This is a genomic window from Cyanobium sp. ULC082 (assembly GCF_977927535.1).
This window is the reverse complement of the sequence record NZ_OZ376397.1, coordinates 706,889-725,779: the sequence shown is the minus strand read 5'-3', so window position 1 is coordinate 725,779 and position 18,891 is coordinate 706,889. Positions and strand designations below refer to the sequence as shown.

Below are 18,891 nucleotides of genomic sequence, written 5' to 3'. Positions count from 1 at the left end.
GCCCTGCCCATGAAGGCCCTCTATCCCGGCAGCTTCGACCCCCTGACCCTGGGACACCTCGACCTGATCGAACGCGCCAGCCGCCTCTTCGATGGCCTGGTGGTGGCGGTGCTGCAGAACCCGGGTAAACAGCCCAGCTTTCCACTGGCGCAACGGCTGGAGCAGATCCAGGCCGCCACGGCTCACCTCAAGGCTGTCGAGGTGGGCAGTTTCGATGGGCTCACCGTGGAGTTCGCCCGTCGCAGCGGTGCCGCCGTGATCCTGCGCGGCCTGCGGGCGATGACCGACTTCGAGTTCGAGCTGCAGATCGCCCACACCAATCGCACCCTGGCGGCCGAGGTGGAAACGCTCTTCCTTGCCACCGCCGCCCACCACAGCTTTCTGAGCAGCAGCGTGGTGAAGGAGGTGGCGCGGTTCGGCGGCGACGTTCGTCACATGGTGCCGATCGGAGTGGCGGATGATCTCGCCAGGCTCTTTAATCGGAAATCACCGCTCCACCCCCATGGCTGAAGCCCGGATCAGCGTGCTCGACCAACTCGATCAACTGGAGGAGATCGTGCTGGAGGGCAGCCGTATTCCGTTCAGCGGGGGCCGACTGGTCAATGAGCAGGATGCCATCGAAGTGCTCGATGCGGTGCGGGAGGCCCTTCCCGGTGAGCTGGAGCAGGCCAGAGACCTGCTCGCCCAGAGGGAGAGTTTCATCGCCAAGACCCAGCAGCAGGCCGAGGAGATTCTTGCCCAGGCCAGGCGAGAGCGGGAACAGCTGATCAACTCCGTGTCGATCCGCCAGGAAGCGGAGCGCCAGGTGGGCGAGCTGCGCGAGCAGGCCCGGCAGCAGTGTGAGCAGATGATGCTCACCGCCCGGCAGCAGGTGGCTCAGGCGGAGCAGGAACACCAGTCACGGCTGGCCCAGATGGAGCAGCAATTCAGTGCCAGGCGCCAACAGCTGGAGCAGGAGGCCATGCAGCGCCGGCAGCAACTCGACCAGGAGTCCGCGGAGCTGAAGCGGCAGCTCGGTGAGCAGCATGAACGCGGCCGCCAGCAGAGTCTCCAGGAGCTGGAGCAGATTCGCCAGGAGGGTCTGCGAATCCAGAGGGAGAGCCAGGCCGAAGCGGAGCGGCTTCACAACGATGCCCTGCAGTTCCGTCAGCAGACCCAGCAGCAATGCGAGGCCCTGATCAGCCGCAGCCGCCAGGAATCCGGGGCCGTTCAGGACGGGGCCAACCACTACGCCGAGCAGGTGCTCGGGGAACTGGAAAGCCGCCTAGGCGAACTGAGCAAAGTGGTGCTGGCCGGTCGCCGGGAACTGGGCCGGCTTCAGATCAGCGATGCACCTGGAACAGAAAGCGCTGGCAGCGGGCGCGGCGAAGCGCCGATGAGCCGGGCCCGCCGGGCGGCGTCCCGACTCAAGCAGGTGGCTGGCAGAGGCTGACGATCTGCACCTGACGCAGCACCTCTCCGATCGTGGTGTTCGGCGAACCTGCCCCGTTCGAGATCAGGCTCACGTAACGGGGACCATCGCTGGTTTCCAGAATTCCACTGATGCTGCGCACGCCGGTGAGAGTGCCGGTCTTGGCATGGAGACGGCCATCGAGGCTGGTGCCCTTGTAGAGGTTGCGCAAGGTTCCACGCTTGCCCGCCACCGACATCGAAGCCAGGTAGTTGGTGGCATAGGGATGGGCTGCCATGCGCAGCAGCAGGCCCGCCAGGAAGCGGCTGGTGAGTCGATTGGAGCGGTCGAGGCCGCTGCCATCCATCAGCACAACGCCCTGCATCGGCAGACCCTGCTGGCTCAGCCACTGGAGGCCGGCTCCGCGGCTAGTGGTGAGATTCCAGCTGCCAGCCGCCTGACGCAACAGGACCTCGGCGGTGAAGTTGTGGCTTTCCGAGTTGGCCAGGCTGAGCAGATTGTGCATCGGCGCCGAAGGCTCCTCATGGAGCAGGAGGGCTCCCTGGGGCAGTGGCGACTGGGCCGAGACAACCACGAGCTTGCTGGGATCGCCTCCCTGGCGGCTGAGTTCCCGTCCAAGCAGCCGCTGCAAGCGCCCAGGTGGATTGGCCACCGCCATCTCGATCGCATTGCTGGTGACGGCCAATCGGGTGATCGGAGCCCCATAGGCTTCGGAGCGATCCCCCGGGTGCCAACCCGATGGCCACCAGGCCTGGGCGGGTTCTTCAGCCAGCTCAAGCCTGACCAGACTGGACGGTTGACCTGGACCACCCCCTGATCCAAGGGCCAGCTTGGCGAAACGCTGCAGCTGGGGCAGGGCCAGATCAGGATCCCCTTCGCCGGTGAGCCGCAGGGTGCCATCCGGCAGGCGCCAGAGCTTCGTCCTGAGGCGGTAGTCGGGGCCAAGCCGATCGAGGGCGAAAGCGGTGCTGATCAGCTTCTGGTTCGAAGCAGGCACCCGCGGCCGCAGACCGTTGACGTCGGCCAGCAGGCGGCCGTTGCCATCAGCGATCGAGACGCTCCAGACGCCGGCCTCGCCACCGAGGATTCTCACCACCCTGGATTGCAGGGCGGGACAGCTGACCTGTCCCTGCAGCTGGGGCAGGCCGATCCGCGGCGGTGCGGTGGGCAGGCTGGCGACAGGCATCGCCAGCAGGGATCCGGTGGGCAGCAGGCCCAGCGAGAGTCCCAGGGCGAGGCTGATGCTGCGGTCGGTGAAGCAGGTCATCTCAGGACTTCTCCAGACGAAGGGCGCTGACGGTGCCGCCGAAGCGGTATTGGGCACCTTCCAGTTCCACCGGGGCACCGATCTTGAGGTTCTGGTTGCCGAACACAACGCCACCGCCGGTCTTGCGTCCCTGTCCCTCAAGGACAAAACGGGCGTCCAGAGTGCCGAAGACCGCCTGGTTCGGATCGACGGCGGTGACAACACTGCCGTTGGGTTGAACCGCCACCAGGCGGCGTTGCAGGGGCAGGAGCTCGCTGATCTTGACCGTGCCGTGCGGCTCATTGCGGATCACGATGCTCACCTTGCCTTCAGCGCGGGCTGCCGCGATCAGGGCGGCCGGATCGGCAACGGAGGCGCCGCGCACATCGACCGTGACCAGAACCGGTTGCATCGCCCCGGTGGCCTGGGCGATCGCCCCGCTCAGCTTCGGGCTCCAGATCACACCGCCAAGGGCAAGCACGACGGCGACGGCTGCGCCGAGATCGATCAGGCTCCAGCTCCGTTGGGACGGGGTGGGCTCAGGGGCCATCAGATTTCTCCAGACACGCAAGCTTAAGGAGCGAATCCAGGCTCCACCACCCCTTGCCAGCGAACACGGAAGCAACGGGAGTCTGCGGATCCGCACTCAGTTACTGAGGCTGTCGAGGAAGCGATCAAGCGCCTGCAGGCCATCAGCCACGGAAGGAGCCTGATCAGGGTTCAGGGCCAGGGCCTGTTGCTCGGCATCCGGTTTCTGCTCGAAGCTGGCCACGGGCCGGTAGCCATCGGCATCACGGCGGTAGAGGGTCCAGGGCTCCGGAAAGCATCGCAACAGGGCCGCCTCAGCCAGGGGAATCAGGGCGTAGGCGCAACTCCAGGTGGCCAGAAAGCCCTTCCGCCGCTTCCGGGCCACGCTGCCGATCCCCACTGCGGCATCCTCGAGATTGCCGTTCAGCATCAGCATCGGCCCGGCATGGGCCTTGTGGATGCGTTCCACCTGTTCGTAATCACTCAGCCCCGGCGCCACCAGGAGCAACGGCAGCGCGGCTGAGCCCTCACCAGGCTCGGCCTGAAGGCGCAGCTGATCGCCCAGGCTGGCGATGCCTGGGGCCAGGTCTGGGGCATCCCGCTTGGCCAGGGCGGTGGCCCCCGCATCCGGGAAAAGCAGCCGTGGCTCCAGCCCCTTCTCCTTCAGCGATGTGGCCAGGCGCAAGGCCAGGGGCAGGATCTTGAGTCCCTCGAAACGGAACTCCGCGGTCCAGCGACCGGTGGGCCTGGCGCCCAGCGCCGCCTGAAGGGATGCCACGGCCTGGGCTTCGGCGCTGCGCAGATCGGAAGGGAGCACGCCAGTGGTGAAGCCAGAAAGCAGACCCTACCGGGTGCACCCACCAGTCAATCCGTGCTCCGGTCGGAGCGCCGCTCAGCCGCCACCTCCGCCTGGGCAGCGGCAAGAGCCTGGGGAACCCCAGCCAGATCCGAACCACGGAGCCAGGGGCCGAGGCTGATCCGCAGGCCGGAAGCCGCCGCCGCCGGCGCCAGGCCCATCGCGGCCAGCACCGGACTGGCGCCGGCCTGACCCTGATGACAGGCCGTGCCACTGCTGACCGCAAATCCCTGGCGCCAGAGAGCCTGAACAAGGCGCCGGCCGGGCAGCGGCTGACCGGCGCCGTCATCCACCAGCAGGCTGAGGTGGTGGGGCAACCGGTGACGGGGACAGCCGCTGATCGCAACTCCGGGGATCCGCTGCAGGGCACGGCCCAGCTGCTCCCGCTGAATCTGGAGGGGATCGAGGCCGCCGTTCTCGAGCAGCCGCCGCTGGCAGAGCGCCAGGGCTTCCGCCAAGCCCGCCGCCAGCACCACCGATTCCGTGCCTGCCCGCAGACCGCCCTCCTGACCACCCCCCTGCAGCAGGGGCTGGAGGGACAGGTCGCGCCTGGCAAGCAGAACGCCGATACCGCGGGGGCCCTGCAGCTTGTGGGCCGTGAAACTGAGCAGATCCACGGGCAGGGCCGAAAAATCGATCAGCTGATGCCCAACCACCTGAACCGCATCGGTGTGGAAAATCACTCCGGCCTGCCTGCACATCGAGCCGATCCGCTCGATCGGCTGCAGGGTGCCCACTTCGCTCTGGCCCCAGATCACCGATACCAGGCGGGTGGGGGGCTTCAGCAGGGCTTCGAGAGCTTCGATTTTCACCCTGCCGACGACATCAACAGGACAGGGGACCACCGTCCATCCCTGCCGAACCAGGCTGTGGGCAGCGGCGTCGACAGCCGGATGCTCGACCGCCGAAATCACCAGCCGCCCTGGTGCCAGCCCGGCTGCCGCACCGGCGAGGGCGAGATGGGCCGCTTCGGTGCCACCGGAGCAGAACACCACCTGATCGTCGTGGGCCGAGAGGCTGGAGGCGATCGCCTGCCGGCTGCGCTCGAGGAGATTGGCCGCCGCCAGGCCGTAGCCATGCAGGCTGGACGGGTTCGCCCAGGCGGTGGCCTGGGCCGCCGCCATCACCTCCAGCACCGACGCGGCCGGCGGCGAGCTGGCGCAGGCGTCGAGATAGATCGAGCCTTCAGGCCCCGGAAGGGTCATCACGCTCCTGTCGGGCCCGGCTGCGGTTCTCGATCGATCCCATCGCCAGGGCGACCAGATCATCAAGAGAGCGGCTGCTGAGCAGGGCTGTCACCCGGGCCCGGGCCTCGGCACTGGGACAATCCTCCGGGCGAATGCAGCCCTGGACGCAGACAACCGAGCAATCCAGTGCTGGCGGTGACGGCGCCGGGGGCTGGCTCTCCGCTGTGGACGTTGCCTTCGAAGCTGTTGCAGGTGTCGAATCCAGCAGCCGGGGAGCCAGCACACCGTCGAAAACCGGTTCGGCTGGACCGTCCATGAACACGTGGGAACTGAGTGGATCCCAGTGGATCCGCAGGCTGCCTCCGGGCAGATCGATGCGGGCATCCGGCCCGCACAGACCCAGGCGGTGGCAGGCCACCAGCACCGCACAGGCGCCGGTGCCGCAGGCCAGAGTGGGACCTGCCCCCCGCTCCCAGACCTTCATCAGCAGATGATCCGGGGCCAGCACTTCAACAAAATGGACGTTGGTGCGCGCCGGGAAGGCGGGATCCACTTCCAGCAGTGGGCCGAACCGTTCCAGTTCCACGTCCTCGATCGAGGCCACCGGAATGACCAGATGGGGGTTGCCCATGCCCACCGCCGCCACGGCGAAACGGACCCCATCCGCTTCGAGTTCTCCCTGGGGCAGGCCGGCGGGACCGGGGTCCAGGGTGGTGGGCACCGCGGCCGGTTCAAGCAGGGGCTCCCCCATGTCCACCTGAACCTCTCCAGCCTGGAGCAACTGGGGAACGATCCGGCCCGCCAGGGTTTCCACCTGCCAGCGACGGCCGTCGCCATCGCCGTCGCTGTCGGCCAGGAAGCGGGCCAGACAGCGGATGCCGTTGCCACACATTTCCGCCTCACTGCCATCGGCGTTGAAGATCCGCATGCGCAACTCCCCCCCGGCTTCCGGCGGCAGGGCAAGAATCACGCCATCGGCACCGATACCGAAGCGCCGGTCACAGAGCCGACGCACCATGCCGGGATTCAGTCCGCAGGCGTCATCGACGACGGTTCCATCACGGCCATCGAGCAACAGAAAATCGTTGCCAAGACCCTGGTACTTGCTGAAGGCCAGCATCGTGTTCGCCGCATCCACATACGCTGATCCTATGGAGAGCTCCAGCATCGATCCCAGTCTTCCCGGAGTGCGGCAGCTTCAGAGCTGGATTCGTGAAGCCACGCCCCTGCACATCCAGCTGATCGATGGCACCCGCCTGGGGGGCTCCCTCCACTGGCAGGACCCTGAATTCCTCGCCCTTCAGCCTGAGCCGAACACGCCGGTGATCCTGCTGGGCCGCAAGGCGATCGCCGTGATCCGCTCCCTGGCCTGAAGGCCGGATGTGACACGATCGAACGCCAGATCAAATCGCTGATTGAGGCGGCCGAGGCTCAACCCATGCCCGTGCGTTACGACCCCGCCGAGATCGAAGCCCGCTGGCAATCCCGCTGGCTGGCCGATCGCCTCGATGCCACCCCGGAGCCGCAACCCGGGCAGGAAACGTTCTATGCCCTCTCGATGTTTCCCTACCCATCGGGAAACCTGCACATGGGTCATGTGCGCAACTACGTGATCACCGATGTGATCGCCCGGCTGCAGCGCCTGCGCGGCCGGCAGGTGCTGCAGCCGATGGGCTGGGATGCCTTCGGCCTGCCGGCGGAGAATGCCGCGATTGAGCGGGGCATCGACCCGGGGGACTGGACCGACCGCAACATCGAGCAGATGCGCGGGCAACTGCAACGCCTCGGTCTGTCGATCGATTGGAATCGGGAGCTGGCCACCTGCCATACCGACTATTACCGCTGGAGCCAGTGGCTCTTTCTCCAGTTCCTCGAAGCCGGCCTGGCGTACCAGAAGAAAGCGACCGTCAACTGGGATCCGCTCGACCAGACCGTGCTGGCCAACGAGCAGGTCGACGCCGATGGACGCTCCTGGCGTTCCGGCGCGATCGTCGAGAAGCGGAAGCTGCGCCAGTGGTTCCTGCGCATCACCGATTACGCCGATGTCCTGCTCGATGACCTGGCGCAGCTGGAGGGCTGGCCGGAACGGGTGCGCACCATGCAGGCCAACTGGATCGGCAGATCGGTGGGGGCCGAACTGTTCTTTCCGGTGCTCGATGCAAGCGGCCAGGCCACAGCGGCCACGATCGCGGTGTTCACCACGCGCCCGGACACCGTCTACGGCGTGACCTATCTGGTGCTGGCACCGGACCATCCGCTGGTCGCTTCGCTCACGGCACCCGATCGCCAGGAGCACGTCGAGGCTTTCGCCACCGTGGTGAGCCGCCAGAGCGAGCAGGAACGGATCGCCGAAGACCGGCCGAAACGTGGCGTGGCCCTTGGCAGCTTCGCCCGCAACCCGTTCACCGGTGAGTCGATTCCGCTCTGGATCGCCGATTACGTGCTCTCCGACTACGGCACCGGCGCCGTGATGGGCGTTCCCGCCCACGACCACCGGGATTTCGTCTTTGCGCGTCAGTACGAGTTGCCGGTGCGGCAGGTGATCGTGCCGGAAGGAGCTGATGAGCAGGCCTACGCCGGAGGCGCCTGGACCGAGCCAGGGGTGCTGATCCATTCCGGCCCCTTCGATGGCCTGGCCTCCAGGCAAGCCAGGCAGGCGATCGTGGATCTGGCCGAGCGCGAAGGCTGGGGGGAGAGCCGGGTGCAGTTTCGCCTGCGCGACTGGCTGATCTCCAGACAGCGCTACTGGGGCTGCCCGATTCCGGTGATTCATTGTGAGCGTTGCGGTGTCGTGCCTGTGCCGGCGGAGCAGTTGCCCGTGGAGCTGCCCCGCAACCTGGCCTTCAGCGGCAAGGGGGCCTCACCCCTCGCCCAGCTGGACGACTGGGTGAACGTGGCCTGCCCCTGTTGCGGCAAGCCGGCGCGGCGGGAAACAGACACGATGGACACCTTCATCTGTTCATCCTGGTATTACCTGCGCTTCGCTGATCCCCACAACTCCACCCTGCCGTTCACACGGGAGTCGGCCGATCGCTGGTTGCCGGTCGACCAGTACGTGGGCGGCATTGAGCACGCCATCCTCCATCTGCTCTATTCCCGGTTCTTCACCAAGGTGCTGCGCGATCGTGAATTGCTCAGCTTCGACGAACCGTTCAGACGCCTGCTCACCCAGGGCATGGTGCAGGGAATCACCTACAAGAATCCCCATTCCGGCAAGTACATCGCCCCAGCCGATGTGAAGGATCCCGCCGATCCGCGCGATCCGATCAACGGCGAGCGACTCGACGTGTTCTTCGAAAAGATGTCGAAGTCGAAGCACAACGGCGTGGAGCCCGGCGGAGTGATCGAGCGCTACGGCGCCGACACCGCCCGGATGTTCATCCTGTTCAAGGCTCCACCGGAGAAGGATCTTGAGTGGGATGACGCCGATGTGGAAGGCCAGTTCCGCTTCCTTCAGCGGATCTGGCGAATGCTGGAAGCCGCGCTTGAACGGGGGTTGAGCCTGGAGCCCCAGGCAGCCAGCCCCGTACGACAGGCAACCCCAGGCGGCGCTGAGCTCTCTCCTGCCGACCTCGCCCTGCGCCGTGCCGTCCATACCGCGATTGCGGCGATCAGCGACGATCTGGCCGACGGCAATTACCAGTTCAATACCGCAGTCGCCGAGCTGATGAAGCTCAGCAACGCCATGGCCAGCCTGCTGGAGACGGCCAGTGAGGCCGTGGCCCTCGAAGCTCTGGGCAACCTGCTGGTGCTGCTATCCCCCTTTGCTCCCCACATCTCCGAAGAGCTCTGGCAGCGGCTGGGTGGGGTGGGCAGCGTGCATCGCCAGTGCTGGCCGGCGGCCGATGCCACGGCCCTGGTGCAAACCACCATTCCCCTGGTGATTCAGGTGAAAGGAAAGGTGAGGGGCAACCTGGATGTGCCGGCCGATGCCGATGCAGCCACCCTGGAGAAGCTGGCGCTCGGCAGTGAGATCGCCCGGAAATGGCTGGACGGCCAGCCGCCCAGACGGGTGATCGTGGTGCCGGGGAAGCTCGTCAACCTGGTTCCCTGAGCAGTTCCTCGGCGAACAGTGCCTCGGCGTGATGACGCAGATGATCCTCGATGAAGCTGGCGATGAAGAAGTAGCTGTGGTCGTAGCCCTGCTGAAGACGCAGCCGCAGCGGGTAGCCAGCGGCGGTGGCGGCACGCTCCAGGTCCAGGGGGCGTAGTTCTCGCTCCAGAAAGCTGTCGGCGGTGCCCTGATCCACCAGCAGCGGCAGATGCTCGCTGGCCCGGGCGATCAGGCAACAGGCGTCCCAAGCCTCCCAGGCGCCGCGGTCGGGGCCGAGAAAGCGGCTGAAGGTCTTCTCACCCCAGGGGCTGGTGGCGGGGTGGGCAATCGGGGAAAAGGCGGAGACCGACAGGTAGCGGCCCGGGTTGCGCAGGGCACAGACCAGGGCGCCATGGCCCCCCATCGAGTGGCCGCTGATGCTCCGGCGCTCAGAGAGGGGCAGCTCGGCCTCGAGCAGGGTCGGCAGCTCCTCCACCACGTAGGCGTGCATGCGGTAATGGGCCGACCAGGGGAGCTCGGTGGCATCGAGATAGAACCCAGCACCCAGGCCGAAGTCCCAGTTCCCATCGGGGTCGGTGGGAATCCCGGCGCCGCGCGGGCTGGTGTCGGGGGCCACCACGGCCAGGCCCAGCTGGGCGGCCAGGCGGAAGGCTCCCGCCTTCTGCATGAAGTTCTGGTCTGTGCAGGTGAGTCCGGAGAGCCAGTAGAGGGCCGGCAGCGGGGCGGCCTCGGCCAGCTGCGGCGGCAGAAACACCGCCAGCTCCATGGGGCAGTCCAGTTGCTTCGACTGGTGACCATACCGGCGATGGACACCGCCGAAACAGCGGTTTTCACTGAGCAGATGCAGCACGATGGTCGTCAGGCAGCGAAGTGGATCACCGAGCGGATGCTCTTGCCTTCCCGCATCAGATCGAAGGCATGGTTGATCTCACCGAGCCCCATCGTGTGGGTGATGAAGCGATCCAGGGGGATCTCGCCGCTCTGAAACCGCTCGACGAATCCAGGCAATTCGGTGCGTCCACGGACCCCACCGAAGGCGGAACCACGCCAGACCCGGCCGGTGACCAACTGAAACGGCCGGGTGGAGATTTCCTGGCCTGCGCCTGCCACGCCGATGATCGTCGATTCACCCCAGCCTTTGTGGCAACACTCCAGAGCCGCCCGCATCACCGCCACATTGCCGATGCACTCGAAGGAATAATCAACGCCTCCATCGGTGCGCTGAATGATCACCTCCTGGATCGGGCGATCGCAATCTCGCGGATTGATGCATTCGGTGGCACCCAACTGCTGGGCGATGGCGAATTTCCCAGGGTTGGTATCGATGCAGATGATGCGGCTGGCCCTGGCCATCACCGCCCCGATGATCACCGCCAGGCCGATGCCGCCCAGGCCGAACACCGCCACCGTGGCGCCTGGTTCCACCTTGGCGGTATTGAGCACCGCGCCGATGCCGGTGGTCACGCCGCAACCGAGCAGACAGACCTTCTCGAGCGGGGCCTGTGGGTTGATGCGGGCCAACGCGATCTCCGGCACCACGGTGTATTCGGAGAACGTCGACGTTCCCATGTAATGGAAAATCGGCTGGCCGTTCCTGGAGAACCGGGTGCTGCCATCCGGCATCAAGCCCCTGCCCTGGGTCCCCCGGATCGCCTGGCAGAGATTGGTTTTGCCGGAAAGGCAATAGGCGCAGGCCCGGCATTCCGGCGTGTAGAGCGGGATGACATGGTCACCCACGGCCAGCGAGGTCACCCCAGCGCCGAGAGCTTCAACGACCGCACCTCCCTCGTGGCCAAGAATCACCGGGAACAGGCCTTCAGGATCGTCGCCGGAGAGGGTGTAGGCATCGGTGTGACAGACCCCACTGGCCACCACCCGCAGCAGCACCTCACCGGCCCGCGGTGGCTCCACATCGACCGTGGTGACCTCCAGAGGTTCACCGGCCGCCCAGGCAACGGCTGCTCTCGATCGGATCATTGTTTCTGGAACACCAGGGTGGCAGGCTCAGCCCAGGATCCTGCGGCGGCATAGCCCCTTGGATTGCCGCAGAGATGGCGAAGAATCCAGAAGATCGCCTCCGGGCTTTCGCTGCCCAGCTCAGAGTGAAGCTCGGCCAGGCTGCGCCCCTCGCCATCGGCAAGCAGGGTTTCGATCCGCCCCTGCAGATCGAGAATCACAGCAGCGGCCTTCTTGCCGGCTTCCACTCCCGGCTGGTCATAGGCGTTGATGTTCACCAATTCGGCATAGAGCCCCACAGACCGCTCGAACAAGGCAATCAGGGCACCCAGGCTGCGGGCGTCGAAGCGGCGCAGGGTGAGGCTGATCGATTGACGTCCCCCTTCGCTGAGGGCTGCGCGTGTGCCCTGCAGAAAACCGGACAGGAAATCGCCCGGGCATTCGCCATCCACCGCGCTGATGTCGGCGGGATCGGCCAGCACCTCGATGAAGGTGGCGAAGAAGTTGTCGATTCCATCGCGCAGCTGCTGGACGTAGGCGTGCTGGTCGGTGGAGCCCTTGTTGCCATAGACGGCGATGCCCTGGTGCACCACCTCGCCGTCACGGTCGAGCCGCTTGCCGAGCGACTCCATCACCAGCTGCTGGAGGTAGCGGCTGAACACCTCCAGCCGGTCGCGGTAGGGGAGAACCACCATGTCGCGCTGACCCCGACCGCCCCCGGCGGCATGCCAGCTTGCCGCCATCAGGGCGGCCGGGTTGGCTCTCGGCTCGGTGTGGCGGGTGGCCTCGTCCATGGCGGCGGCGCCGGCCAGGAAAGCACGCAGATCAGCTCCGATCAGGGCAGCCGGCAGCAGACCGACGGCACTGGTGATGCTGGTGCGCCCTCCCACCCAGTCGAACATGTCGAAACGGGCCAGCCACTGCTCGGCTTCGGCGCGGCGATCCAGTGGACTGCCGGCCATCGTGATGGCGACGGCCTGGGCGGACCAGCTCCCACCCAGGCCCTCAAGCCGGCAGCGTGCCTGCTCCATGCCGATCCGGGGCTCGGGGGTGCCGCCTGATTTGCTGACCACAACCACCAGGGTGGTGAGCAACCGCTGGCCCAGGGACTCCAGGGTTCGGCTGAGACCCTGCGGATCGACGTTGTCGAAGAAGTGGAAGGGCAGGCCCACCCCCTCCTGCTGCAGAGCGCGCAGGATCAGCAACGGTCCGAGCCCGGAGCCGCCAATACCGATCCAGAGCACGTCCGTGAAGGGGTGACCACCTGGTGTCAGCAGCTCCTGGTTGAGCACCTGGGCACCGAACTGCTCGATCCGCCCGATTTCGGCCTCGATCAAGGCGGCTTCCCCTGGATCCGGACAGAGCTGCGGAGCGCGCAGCCAGTAATGACCGACGCGCCTCTGTTCATCCGGGTTGGCGATCGCCCCCGCTTCAAGGGCTGCCATCGCCTCAAAGGCACGCGCAAAGCCTGGGGCCAGCGCATCGAAATGGGAACGGTTCAGGGCCATCCGGCTGACGTCCAGCCAGATTCCCAGGGAATCATCGTGCCAGAGCAGGCCCAGGAAGCGTTCCCACAGCGTTTCCGGCTGATGTGGGTTGAAGTCGACAAGCGTCATCAGCCCAGGATCTCGCATCGGGATTCCGGCTGAACCTATCGGTGCTGGGCTTCGAATGAAAGCGACCAGGTGAGCTGGCTCACCTGGTCCTGGAATCATTGCCGGAAAACGGTGGTGATGGACAGCACCACAAACGGCCCCCGACCTTTCCATCCCCGGAGGGCCAGGCTAAATTCAGTGAAATTTTCTTACACTTAAACCCCGTGACGCCTCGCGTCTTCTCTTTTTCATCCCCTACCAGATGGTGGATGTCAAAAGGATTCATCGCGACGGTTTCCCTGGGCCTGGTCAGCCTGGTCAGCGGCACCCAGCCATTGCTCGCTGGAGACGGCCATTTTCGGATCGATCCAGGCTTCAGCTCCACCATCAACAGTGACACCAGCGATCCGGCCGTACTCAGCACCGAAGGACAGCGCTCCAACCCGGTGGATTTCACGGCGGAGGAACTGAAGGAGCTCCAACGGCGTTTCGGGGTGCACGGCCCCCAGCCGGAACTGGCCCAGCTCCTCACCCTGGGGCTCGATCAGCTCACCCCACTGAGGGCCCGTACCGTCAATCGGCTCGAGCAGCTCCAGCCGATCATCCTGCGGGAATCGCGACTCCAGGGCGTCAATCCCATGCTGGTGGCTGCCGTTCTGTTCGATGAGCTCCAGCACGCCAAACCGGGAGAAGATCTGCCGCTGGCTGTCGAGTCAGGCCTGTTCAAGACCCATGGCCCCGCCCAGTTGTCGGTGGGCGAGCTGGTTCACCAGGGCTTGTTGCGGCCGGATGCCAGCGAGGCTGAGCTCTCCGCCGCCCGTCAGCAACTGCTGGATCCTGAGCGGAATGTGGTTCTGCTGGTCGGCAAGTTCGCTCGCCTCTCCAGGGCGCTGGCGCTGCCCACCGACCGACCCCTGGATGCCAGCTCCAGCCCCCGGGATGCCAAGGCCCTGGCCACCCTCGCCTATCTCCACAATGGCAAGCTCGACTACCCGGCCCGCATTCTGAGTTATATGCAGGACCCTTCCCTGCATGCCCTGATCTATTCCATCCGCAAGCCCATTCTCTCTCCTGTGATCTGAGCTTTCATCGCCGGAAAATCATCAAAGCAGGCAATCAACAGAGCAGGCCGAGGGCGGCCAGCCGGAGCTGGAGTGCCTGCCAGTCAAAACTGCGGGGATCGGATCGTTCGCCACCGATGTCCACCTGGCGATGGGTGGTGATGCTGGTGGGCGGAATCTTGAAGCGGCGCATCCAGTCAGCCAGAACCACGGCCAGGGCGTCGTACTGGGCCCTGGTGTAACCACTGTGGCCTGAGTCGTTGTCCTCGCCATCGATCGGGGTTTCCAGGCTGACGTGGAGGGCGAAGTTGTTCACCGAGCCCCCCACCTTCGGATTGGTCACCACCCACTGACCATTGAAGGCCGAATTGCCGGCACCGAAGGCACGCCTGGAGGGATCGAGCGCTTCGACCACTTCGCCATCCAGACCGACCAGCATGTGGTAACTCACCTGATCCTGATCCCTTGGATGCGGGGTCAGGAATGTCTGGACGGCGGATTCCATCCCATAGACCGTTTCGTGCAGCACGACGATCCGGGGAGTGGGATCAAGCGGATTGCCGAACGCATCACCCCTGAAGCGCTCGCCGTAGTTGGTGGGGTCGATGCGAAGGCGGCGCATGCTGCCTGAAAGGCCAGCCAGCTGACGCTGCAGCGACTGGCTGAGCTGCGTGTCCGCCACAGTGCACTGCCGACGCAGGGGACTGATCCAGGCCGCACGGACTGGTGGGGACGGAGGAGCCTGGCGGGGTGGTTCAGCAGCCGGGGGCGTGGCCGGACTCACCTGGTCCAGCAGCTGCAGCAGGGAGGGCCGTCCGGTTGAACCCTGACCGGCGGTGACATCCCGCGCCACCCAACCCAGGCCGCCGATTCCAACCAGGGCAGCCAGGCCCAGCGCAACGGATCCAGTGCGCTGAAGAGATCTGGGCTGGAGGCGCCGCCGCACCTGACGCAGCAGGTTCAACATGGAATCAAGCCCAGCCAGGCCGAACGCCTGGCCAGGGTTTCAGCCGATGCTGCCGGATCAGGCACCAGAGTCCAACGGTCCACGGTCGGCGCTTCACTGAGCAGGGTGAGCTGGCGGAGGCAGCCACGCCGACTCACCGTAAGACTCTGGGGACGCTCAGCCACCAGCAGGGCAGCCAGATCTTCGGGCTGGCGCAGGCGCCGCGTATCGATGGCCAGCAACTCATCGCCCACGCTCAGACCAGCCCGCTGGGCCGGGCTGTGGCGCTGCACCCGCTGAACAGCCAGACCATGCGGTTCCACCCTGCAGCCCATGCCTGTGAACGGTGCGGGGCTGAGCACCGCCTCGAGCCGCAGCCCGACGTCTGAGAGATAGCCATCGAGATCCGGCTCGTCGAAGCTGTCGAGCCAACCCGGCAGCAGCTCGCCAAGCTCGACGGACCTCTGGGTGAAGGCATCGAGCAGGGTGGCTTCGCTGTAGCCGCGGCCGCATCGACCCAGCCGTTGCCACAGATCCCGCAGCACCTGCACCAGAGAGGAGCCACTGCGTCTGAGAACGAGATCCAGAGCCAGGGCCACCACGGCTCCCTTCAGGTAGTAGCTGATCTGGGAGTCGTCGCTGTCGGCATCGCGGCGGTAGAGCTTGACCCAGGCCTCCTGGCCGCTCTGGCGAAGCGTCTGGCCGCTGAGGCGCCCGGGGGTGAGCCGATAGCGACTCAATTCAGCGCCGAGATCCTCGAAGAGCTGCGCTTCGGTGCTGATGCCGACGCTCAGGGGCAGGAACTGATCGAAGTAACTGGTTACCCCCTCAGCGAACCAGAGGGTGGGGATGATCACGGCCTTGTTGTAGTCGATCGGCGAAAGTTCAGCGGGCCGGAGCCGCCGCACATTCCACTGATGCAGATACTCGTGAGCGACAAGTTGCAACAGTTTTCGATACCCATCAGGCCTGGCAAGGGCCTGGCGGCCGAACTGAAGAATGGAGCAACGATCATGCTCCAGCCCGCCATAACCCTGATCGAGCAGATGAAGCACGAACAGATAATCGGGGGCAGCCGGTCCCGCTTCACCCATCAGGCGGCAGCAGGCCTGGCAGACCGAGGCCACATCCTCGAGCAGCGATGGGAAGCGATGCAGCAACCAGGTGCCCCCAGCGCAGCCGTCCTCCCAGCTGACCCAGCGATGGGGAACATCAGCCACAGAAAAGGCGTGGCAATGATGGGGGCCCGCCTCCACCGGCGCATCGATCAAGGCGTCGTAGTTCGGGGCAGACCAGCCCTGGCCGGCCACAAAGGGCAAGGGAACGAAAGCCTGCCAGCCAGTGGGCAGATCCAGGCGGAGCTGGTGGGCTGTCCAGCGCTCCCCTTCCACCTGCAGTGCCACGGCCGCCAGGGCCAGAAAGCCGTGGTCGCCATCAAGATGGCAGGCCCGCACACTCAGCTCGGTGGCCAGCAGGGCATAGCGAAGCTCAACAGGATGGAGTTCCGCCAGGTTGAGCTGCCAGCCCGATGGATCGATCCGCTCGGCGACAACCGGCTGGAGTTGACCCCCAGGACATTCCTGGCATACCTGCAGTCCTTCCAGGTTCCGAACGTAGGAGCGGAGCAGATAGGAGCCCGGCGTCCAGTCAGGCAGACGCAGAACGACCCTGCGCTGGCGCGGGAGAAACCGCATCCGGACCAGAACGAGGTGCTGGCTGGTGGATCTCAGATCCAGCGAGAGCTCAACCAGCGCCAATGGGCTCAGCCGGCAAGGTGGAGTGTGGCGGACGGGATCTGCTCCATGGCCTCCCGCAGGGCCAGACGCAGTGCATAGCGGCGGGTCAGCCCGCCGATCAGGGCCTGCAAGGGCTCGGATCGGCTCAGCCGCTGCAGATCACCGACCAGGGCGAGAGATCCATCGGCCTGCCGTTGCCAGCCGAGCCGCTGGTCAGCCGAAACCACCACCTGAATGTCCACGGGGATCGCCTCCCCGGCGAAACCGCTGATCATTCCGCCGATCACCGGTTCGAAGCCAAGATCACCAAGGGTGGCCGCCAGCGACTCCAGATCCCGGACAACCGTCGGCAGGATGGAGAGGTGCGACATGAACCCGTTGCCTGCTGCGCCCGACACTAGCGACGGCTTTCCGTCCGTCCAGTGGCCATTGCCACAGCCCTGGCCGATCCTTCACCCCTTTCTGCGGCTGGGGGTGCTGGCTTCCGGCCATGGCTCCAACTTCGAAGCCCTGCTGAGCAGCTGCCGCGATGGACCCTTGAATGCCACGGTGGCCTTGCTGGTGGTGAACAACCCTGGTTGCGGCGCCCAGCGCCGCGCTGAACAACGGGACGTGCCCTGCCAGCTGATCGATCACCGCCTGCACCCGCAGCGCCGCAACCTCGACCGGGAAATCCTCGCGGCCTTCGAGGCGGCCCGGGTCGATCTGGTGGTGATGGCCGGCTGGATGCGGATCGTCAGCCCGGTGCTGATCGATGCCTTCGCCGGCCGGCTGATCAACATCCATCCTTCCCTGCTGCCGAGCTTTCCCGGCCTCGACGCGATCGGCCAGGCCCTGGCGGCAGGCGTCGCCCTGACGGGCTGCACCGCCCACCTGGTGACCGAGGCCGTGGACGCCGGACCGATTCTGGTTCAGGCGGCCGTGCCCGTTCTTGCCGGTGACGATCGCACCAGCCTGGGTAAGCGGATCCATCGCCAGGAACACCGCATTCTCCCCCTGGCTGTGGCGCTGGCTGCCCAGCGGCTGGCTGCACCTCCGGGCTCTCCCAGCTCTCAGGGATAGAAGGGAAGCAGGGGCAGGCCTGTGTCAGGCGGCAGGCCGGCCATCAGGTTGAGAGATTGAATGCCCTGACCCGCCTGACCCTTGATCAGATTGTCGATCGCGCTCATCACGATCAGCTGGCCGGTGCGCTGATCCACCTGAACCGAGAGCAGGGCCCTGTTCGTCTGCCGCACCCATTTGGTGGAGGGATAGGTGCCGACAGGCAGCACCTCCAGGCAGGGCCTGTTCCGGTAGGCGGCCCGCAGCAGGGTGGTGCAATCCTCGGCCGTGAGGCCGGGATCGCGGAGCCGCGCATACACCGTGGCCAGCAGACCACGCACCATCGGCATCAGATGGGGGGTGAACTGAAGTTCGATCGGATGGCCGGCCACGGCGCTGGCGGCCTGTTCGATCTCGCTGGTGTGGCGGTGACCGACCACGCCGTAGGGGGACACAGCCTCGCTGGCCTCTGCCAGCAGCAGATGCTCCTTGGCGGCGCGACCACCGCCGGAGCAGCCGGTCTTGGCGTCGATGATGATCCCGGCCGGCTCGATCAAGCCTTGCTTCAGAAAAGGCAGCAGGGGAAGCAGGGCAGCGGTGGGGAAGCACCCGGGTGCCGCCACGAGCCGTGCCTGCCGGATCCTGGCTTCCTCCCACTCCGGAAGTCCGTAGACGGCCTCCTGGCAGAGCCGCTCATCCTGGCGCGGGTACAGAACGGCTTCGGTGGAATACACCCGCTTCCAGTCCGCCAGGGAGCGGTAGCGGTAGTCGGCGGAGAGATCCACCACCCTGAGGCCCCGCTCCAGCAGGTCGGGCACGATCGTGGAGGCCAGGCCGCTCGGCAGGCTCAGCACCACCAGGTCGGCTGCTGTGGCGATCGCCGCCGGGTCGAGGGGCTCCACCAGCGGATCCCCCTGCAACGGCAGGAAGGGTGTCAACTCGCTCCAGCGCTTCCCAGCGCTGCGCTCGCCGCCGAGAAAGCTGACCTGCAGGTGTGGGTGCCCCTGGAGCAGGCGGAGGGTCTGAAGCCCGCCATAGCCAGTGGCGCCGATCACGGCCACCCGCTGGGCTGCGCTGGATCTGGACATACCCTCAGCACAGAAGCTGAGATCGTACCGGTGCCTCTGCGCCCGGCCCTATAACTAATTCATGCTGCGCCACCCCAGGCCCGAACTCCACTGAAAGCCCGATCTGAACTGGGTCCAGCTCCCGTCAACTCCCGCTCCGGCGAATCCAGCGGCCCTGGCGGCGACCGGCTGGAGCAAACAATTCGA

The 18,891-nt window shown here is 66.0% G+C and carries 18 protein-coding genes; 6 read left to right on the top strand and 12 right to left on the bottom strand.

Features of this window, described 5'->3' with window-relative positions:
* Positions 1–9 precede the first annotated feature (9 nt).
* Entirely contained in the window at positions 10–510 is a 501-nt protein-coding gene (coaD, locus tag ACXMDY_RS03920) for a pantetheine-phosphate adenylyltransferase (RefSeq protein WP_259703247.1), read from the top strand.
* Positions 503–1,432: a coiled-coil domain-containing protein gene (locus tag ACXMDY_RS03915; protein ID WP_259703246.1), complete on the top strand. Its 930-nt coding sequence runs from the start codon at positions 503–505 to the stop codon at positions 1,430–1,432. The genes coaD and ACXMDY_RS03915 overlap by 8 nt, the downstream gene beginning before the upstream one ends.
* On the opposite strand, the gene dacB is transcribed toward ACXMDY_RS03915, so the two are convergent.
* The 5 genes from dacB to dapF all read right to left on the bottom strand — a co-directional run bounded on the left by dacB (position 1,407) and on the right by dapF (position 6,348).
* Entirely contained in the window at positions 1,407–2,678 is a 1,272-nt protein-coding gene (gene dacB / locus ACXMDY_RS03910) for a D-alanyl-D-alanine carboxypeptidase/D-alanyl-D-alanine endopeptidase (RefSeq protein ID WP_259703245.1), read from the bottom strand. The genes ACXMDY_RS03915 and dacB overlap by 26 nt on opposite strands.
* A 1-nt stretch (position 2,679) precedes the next feature.
* Entirely contained in the window at positions 2,680–3,207 is a 528-nt protein-coding gene (locus tag ACXMDY_RS03905) for a DUF4330 domain-containing protein (RefSeq protein ID WP_259703244.1), read from the bottom strand.
* Positions 3,208–3,303: 96 nt separating this feature from the next.
* Positions 3,304–4,002 carry a DUF1995 family protein gene (locus ACXMDY_RS03900; protein WP_259703243.1) on the bottom strand — a complete coding sequence of 233 codons (699 nt, stop codon included), beginning with the start codon at positions 4,000–4,002 and terminating at the stop codon, positions 3,304–3,306.
* Positions 4,003–4,049: 47 nt separating this feature from the next.
* Positions 4,050–5,246, bottom strand: a complete 1,197-nt coding sequence (locus ACXMDY_RS03895; RefSeq protein ID WP_259703242.1) for a cysteine desulfurase family protein — start codon at positions 5,244–5,246, stop codon at positions 4,050–4,052.
* On the bottom strand, positions 5,227–6,348 hold the full coding sequence (dapF, locus tag ACXMDY_RS03890) for a diaminopimelate epimerase (RefSeq protein ID WP_259703241.1): 1,122 nt from the start codon (positions 6,346–6,348) through the stop codon (positions 5,227–5,229). The genes ACXMDY_RS03895 and dapF overlap by 20 nt, the downstream gene beginning before the upstream one ends.
* 31 nt (positions 6,349–6,379) lie before the next feature.
* Here dapF and ACXMDY_RS03885 point away from each other — a divergent pair, with 31 nt between their 5' ends.
* Together ACXMDY_RS03885 and leuS are read left to right on the top strand one after the other, a co-directional pair.
* Positions 6,380–6,601: an Hfq-related RNA-binding protein gene (locus ACXMDY_RS03885; RefSeq protein ID WP_259703240.1), complete on the top strand. Its 222-nt coding sequence runs from the start codon at positions 6,380–6,382 to the stop codon at positions 6,599–6,601.
* 65 nt (positions 6,602–6,666) lie between these two features.
* Positions 6,667–9,282 carry a leucine--tRNA ligase gene (gene leuS, locus ACXMDY_RS03880; RefSeq protein WP_259703239.1) on the top strand — a complete coding sequence of 872 codons (2,616 nt, stop codon included), beginning with the start codon at positions 6,667–6,669 and terminating at the stop codon, positions 9,280–9,282.
* On the opposite strand, the gene fghA is transcribed toward leuS, so the two are convergent.
* The 3 genes from fghA to ACXMDY_RS03865 are packed head-to-tail and all read right to left on the bottom strand — an operon-like array spanning position 9,266 to position 12,854.
* On the bottom strand, positions 9,266–10,129 hold the full coding sequence (gene fghA / locus ACXMDY_RS03875; protein WP_259703320.1) for an S-formylglutathione hydrolase: 864 nt from the start codon (positions 10,127–10,129) through the stop codon (positions 9,266–9,268). The two genes, leuS and fghA, sit on opposite strands and share 17 nt — an antisense overlap.
* Before the next feature lie 11 nt (positions 10,130–10,140).
* The gene (locus ACXMDY_RS03870) at positions 10,141–11,256 is read right to left on the bottom strand and encodes an S-(hydroxymethyl)glutathione dehydrogenase/class III alcohol dehydrogenase (RefSeq protein ID WP_259703319.1); all 1,116 of its coding nucleotides are present in this window, start codon (positions 11,254–11,256) and stop codon (positions 10,141–10,143) included.
* On the bottom strand, positions 11,256–12,854 hold the full coding sequence (locus tag ACXMDY_RS03865; RefSeq protein WP_259703238.1) for a glucose-6-phosphate isomerase: 1,599 nt from the start codon (positions 12,852–12,854) through the stop codon (positions 11,256–11,258). The genes ACXMDY_RS03870 and ACXMDY_RS03865 overlap by 1 nt, the downstream gene beginning before the upstream one ends.
* Before the next feature lie 248 nt (positions 12,855–13,102).
* Between ACXMDY_RS03865 and ACXMDY_RS03860 the strand changes: the two genes are divergently transcribed.
* Complete coding sequence (locus ACXMDY_RS03860; protein ID WP_259703237.1) at positions 13,103–13,915, top strand: helicase DnaB; 813 nt, start codon at positions 13,103–13,105, stop codon at positions 13,913–13,915.
* Between the two features lie 34 nt (positions 13,916–13,949).
* On the opposite strand, the gene ACXMDY_RS03855 is transcribed toward ACXMDY_RS03860, so the two are convergent.
* The 3 genes from ACXMDY_RS03855 to ACXMDY_RS03845 are packed head-to-tail and all read right to left on the bottom strand — an operon-like array spanning position 13,950 to position 16,947.
* A complete protein-coding gene (locus tag ACXMDY_RS03855; protein WP_259703236.1) occupies positions 13,950–14,861 on the bottom strand; it encodes an N-acetylmuramoyl-L-alanine amidase in 912 nt (303 codons plus the stop codon).
* Positions 14,855–16,597 carry a M61 family metallopeptidase gene (locus ACXMDY_RS03850; RefSeq protein ID WP_259703235.1) on the bottom strand — a complete coding sequence of 581 codons (1,743 nt, stop codon included), beginning with the start codon at positions 16,595–16,597 and terminating at the stop codon, positions 14,855–14,857. Before ACXMDY_RS03850 ends, ACXMDY_RS03855 begins: the two co-directional genes overlap by 7 nt.
* A gap of 5 nt (positions 16,598–16,602) precedes the next feature.
* A complete protein-coding gene (locus ACXMDY_RS03845; protein ID WP_259703234.1) occupies positions 16,603–16,947 on the bottom strand; it encodes a DUF1257 domain-containing protein in 345 nt (114 codons plus the stop codon).
* On the opposite strand from ACXMDY_RS03845, the gene purN reads away from it, so the two are divergent.
* Positions 16,946–17,638, top strand: coding sequence for a phosphoribosylglycinamide formyltransferase (gene purN / locus ACXMDY_RS03840; protein ID WP_259703233.1), 693 nt, complete (start codon positions 16,946–16,948; stop codon positions 17,636–17,638). The genes ACXMDY_RS03845 and purN overlap by 2 nt on opposite strands.
* Here the strand turns inward: purN and argC are convergent.
* Positions 17,629–18,705, bottom strand: coding sequence for an N-acetyl-gamma-glutamyl-phosphate reductase (gene argC, locus ACXMDY_RS03835; RefSeq protein ID WP_259703232.1), 1,077 nt, complete (start codon positions 18,703–18,705; stop codon positions 17,629–17,631). The genes purN and argC overlap by 10 nt on opposite strands.
* Between the last annotated feature and the right edge of the window lie 186 nt (positions 18,706–18,891).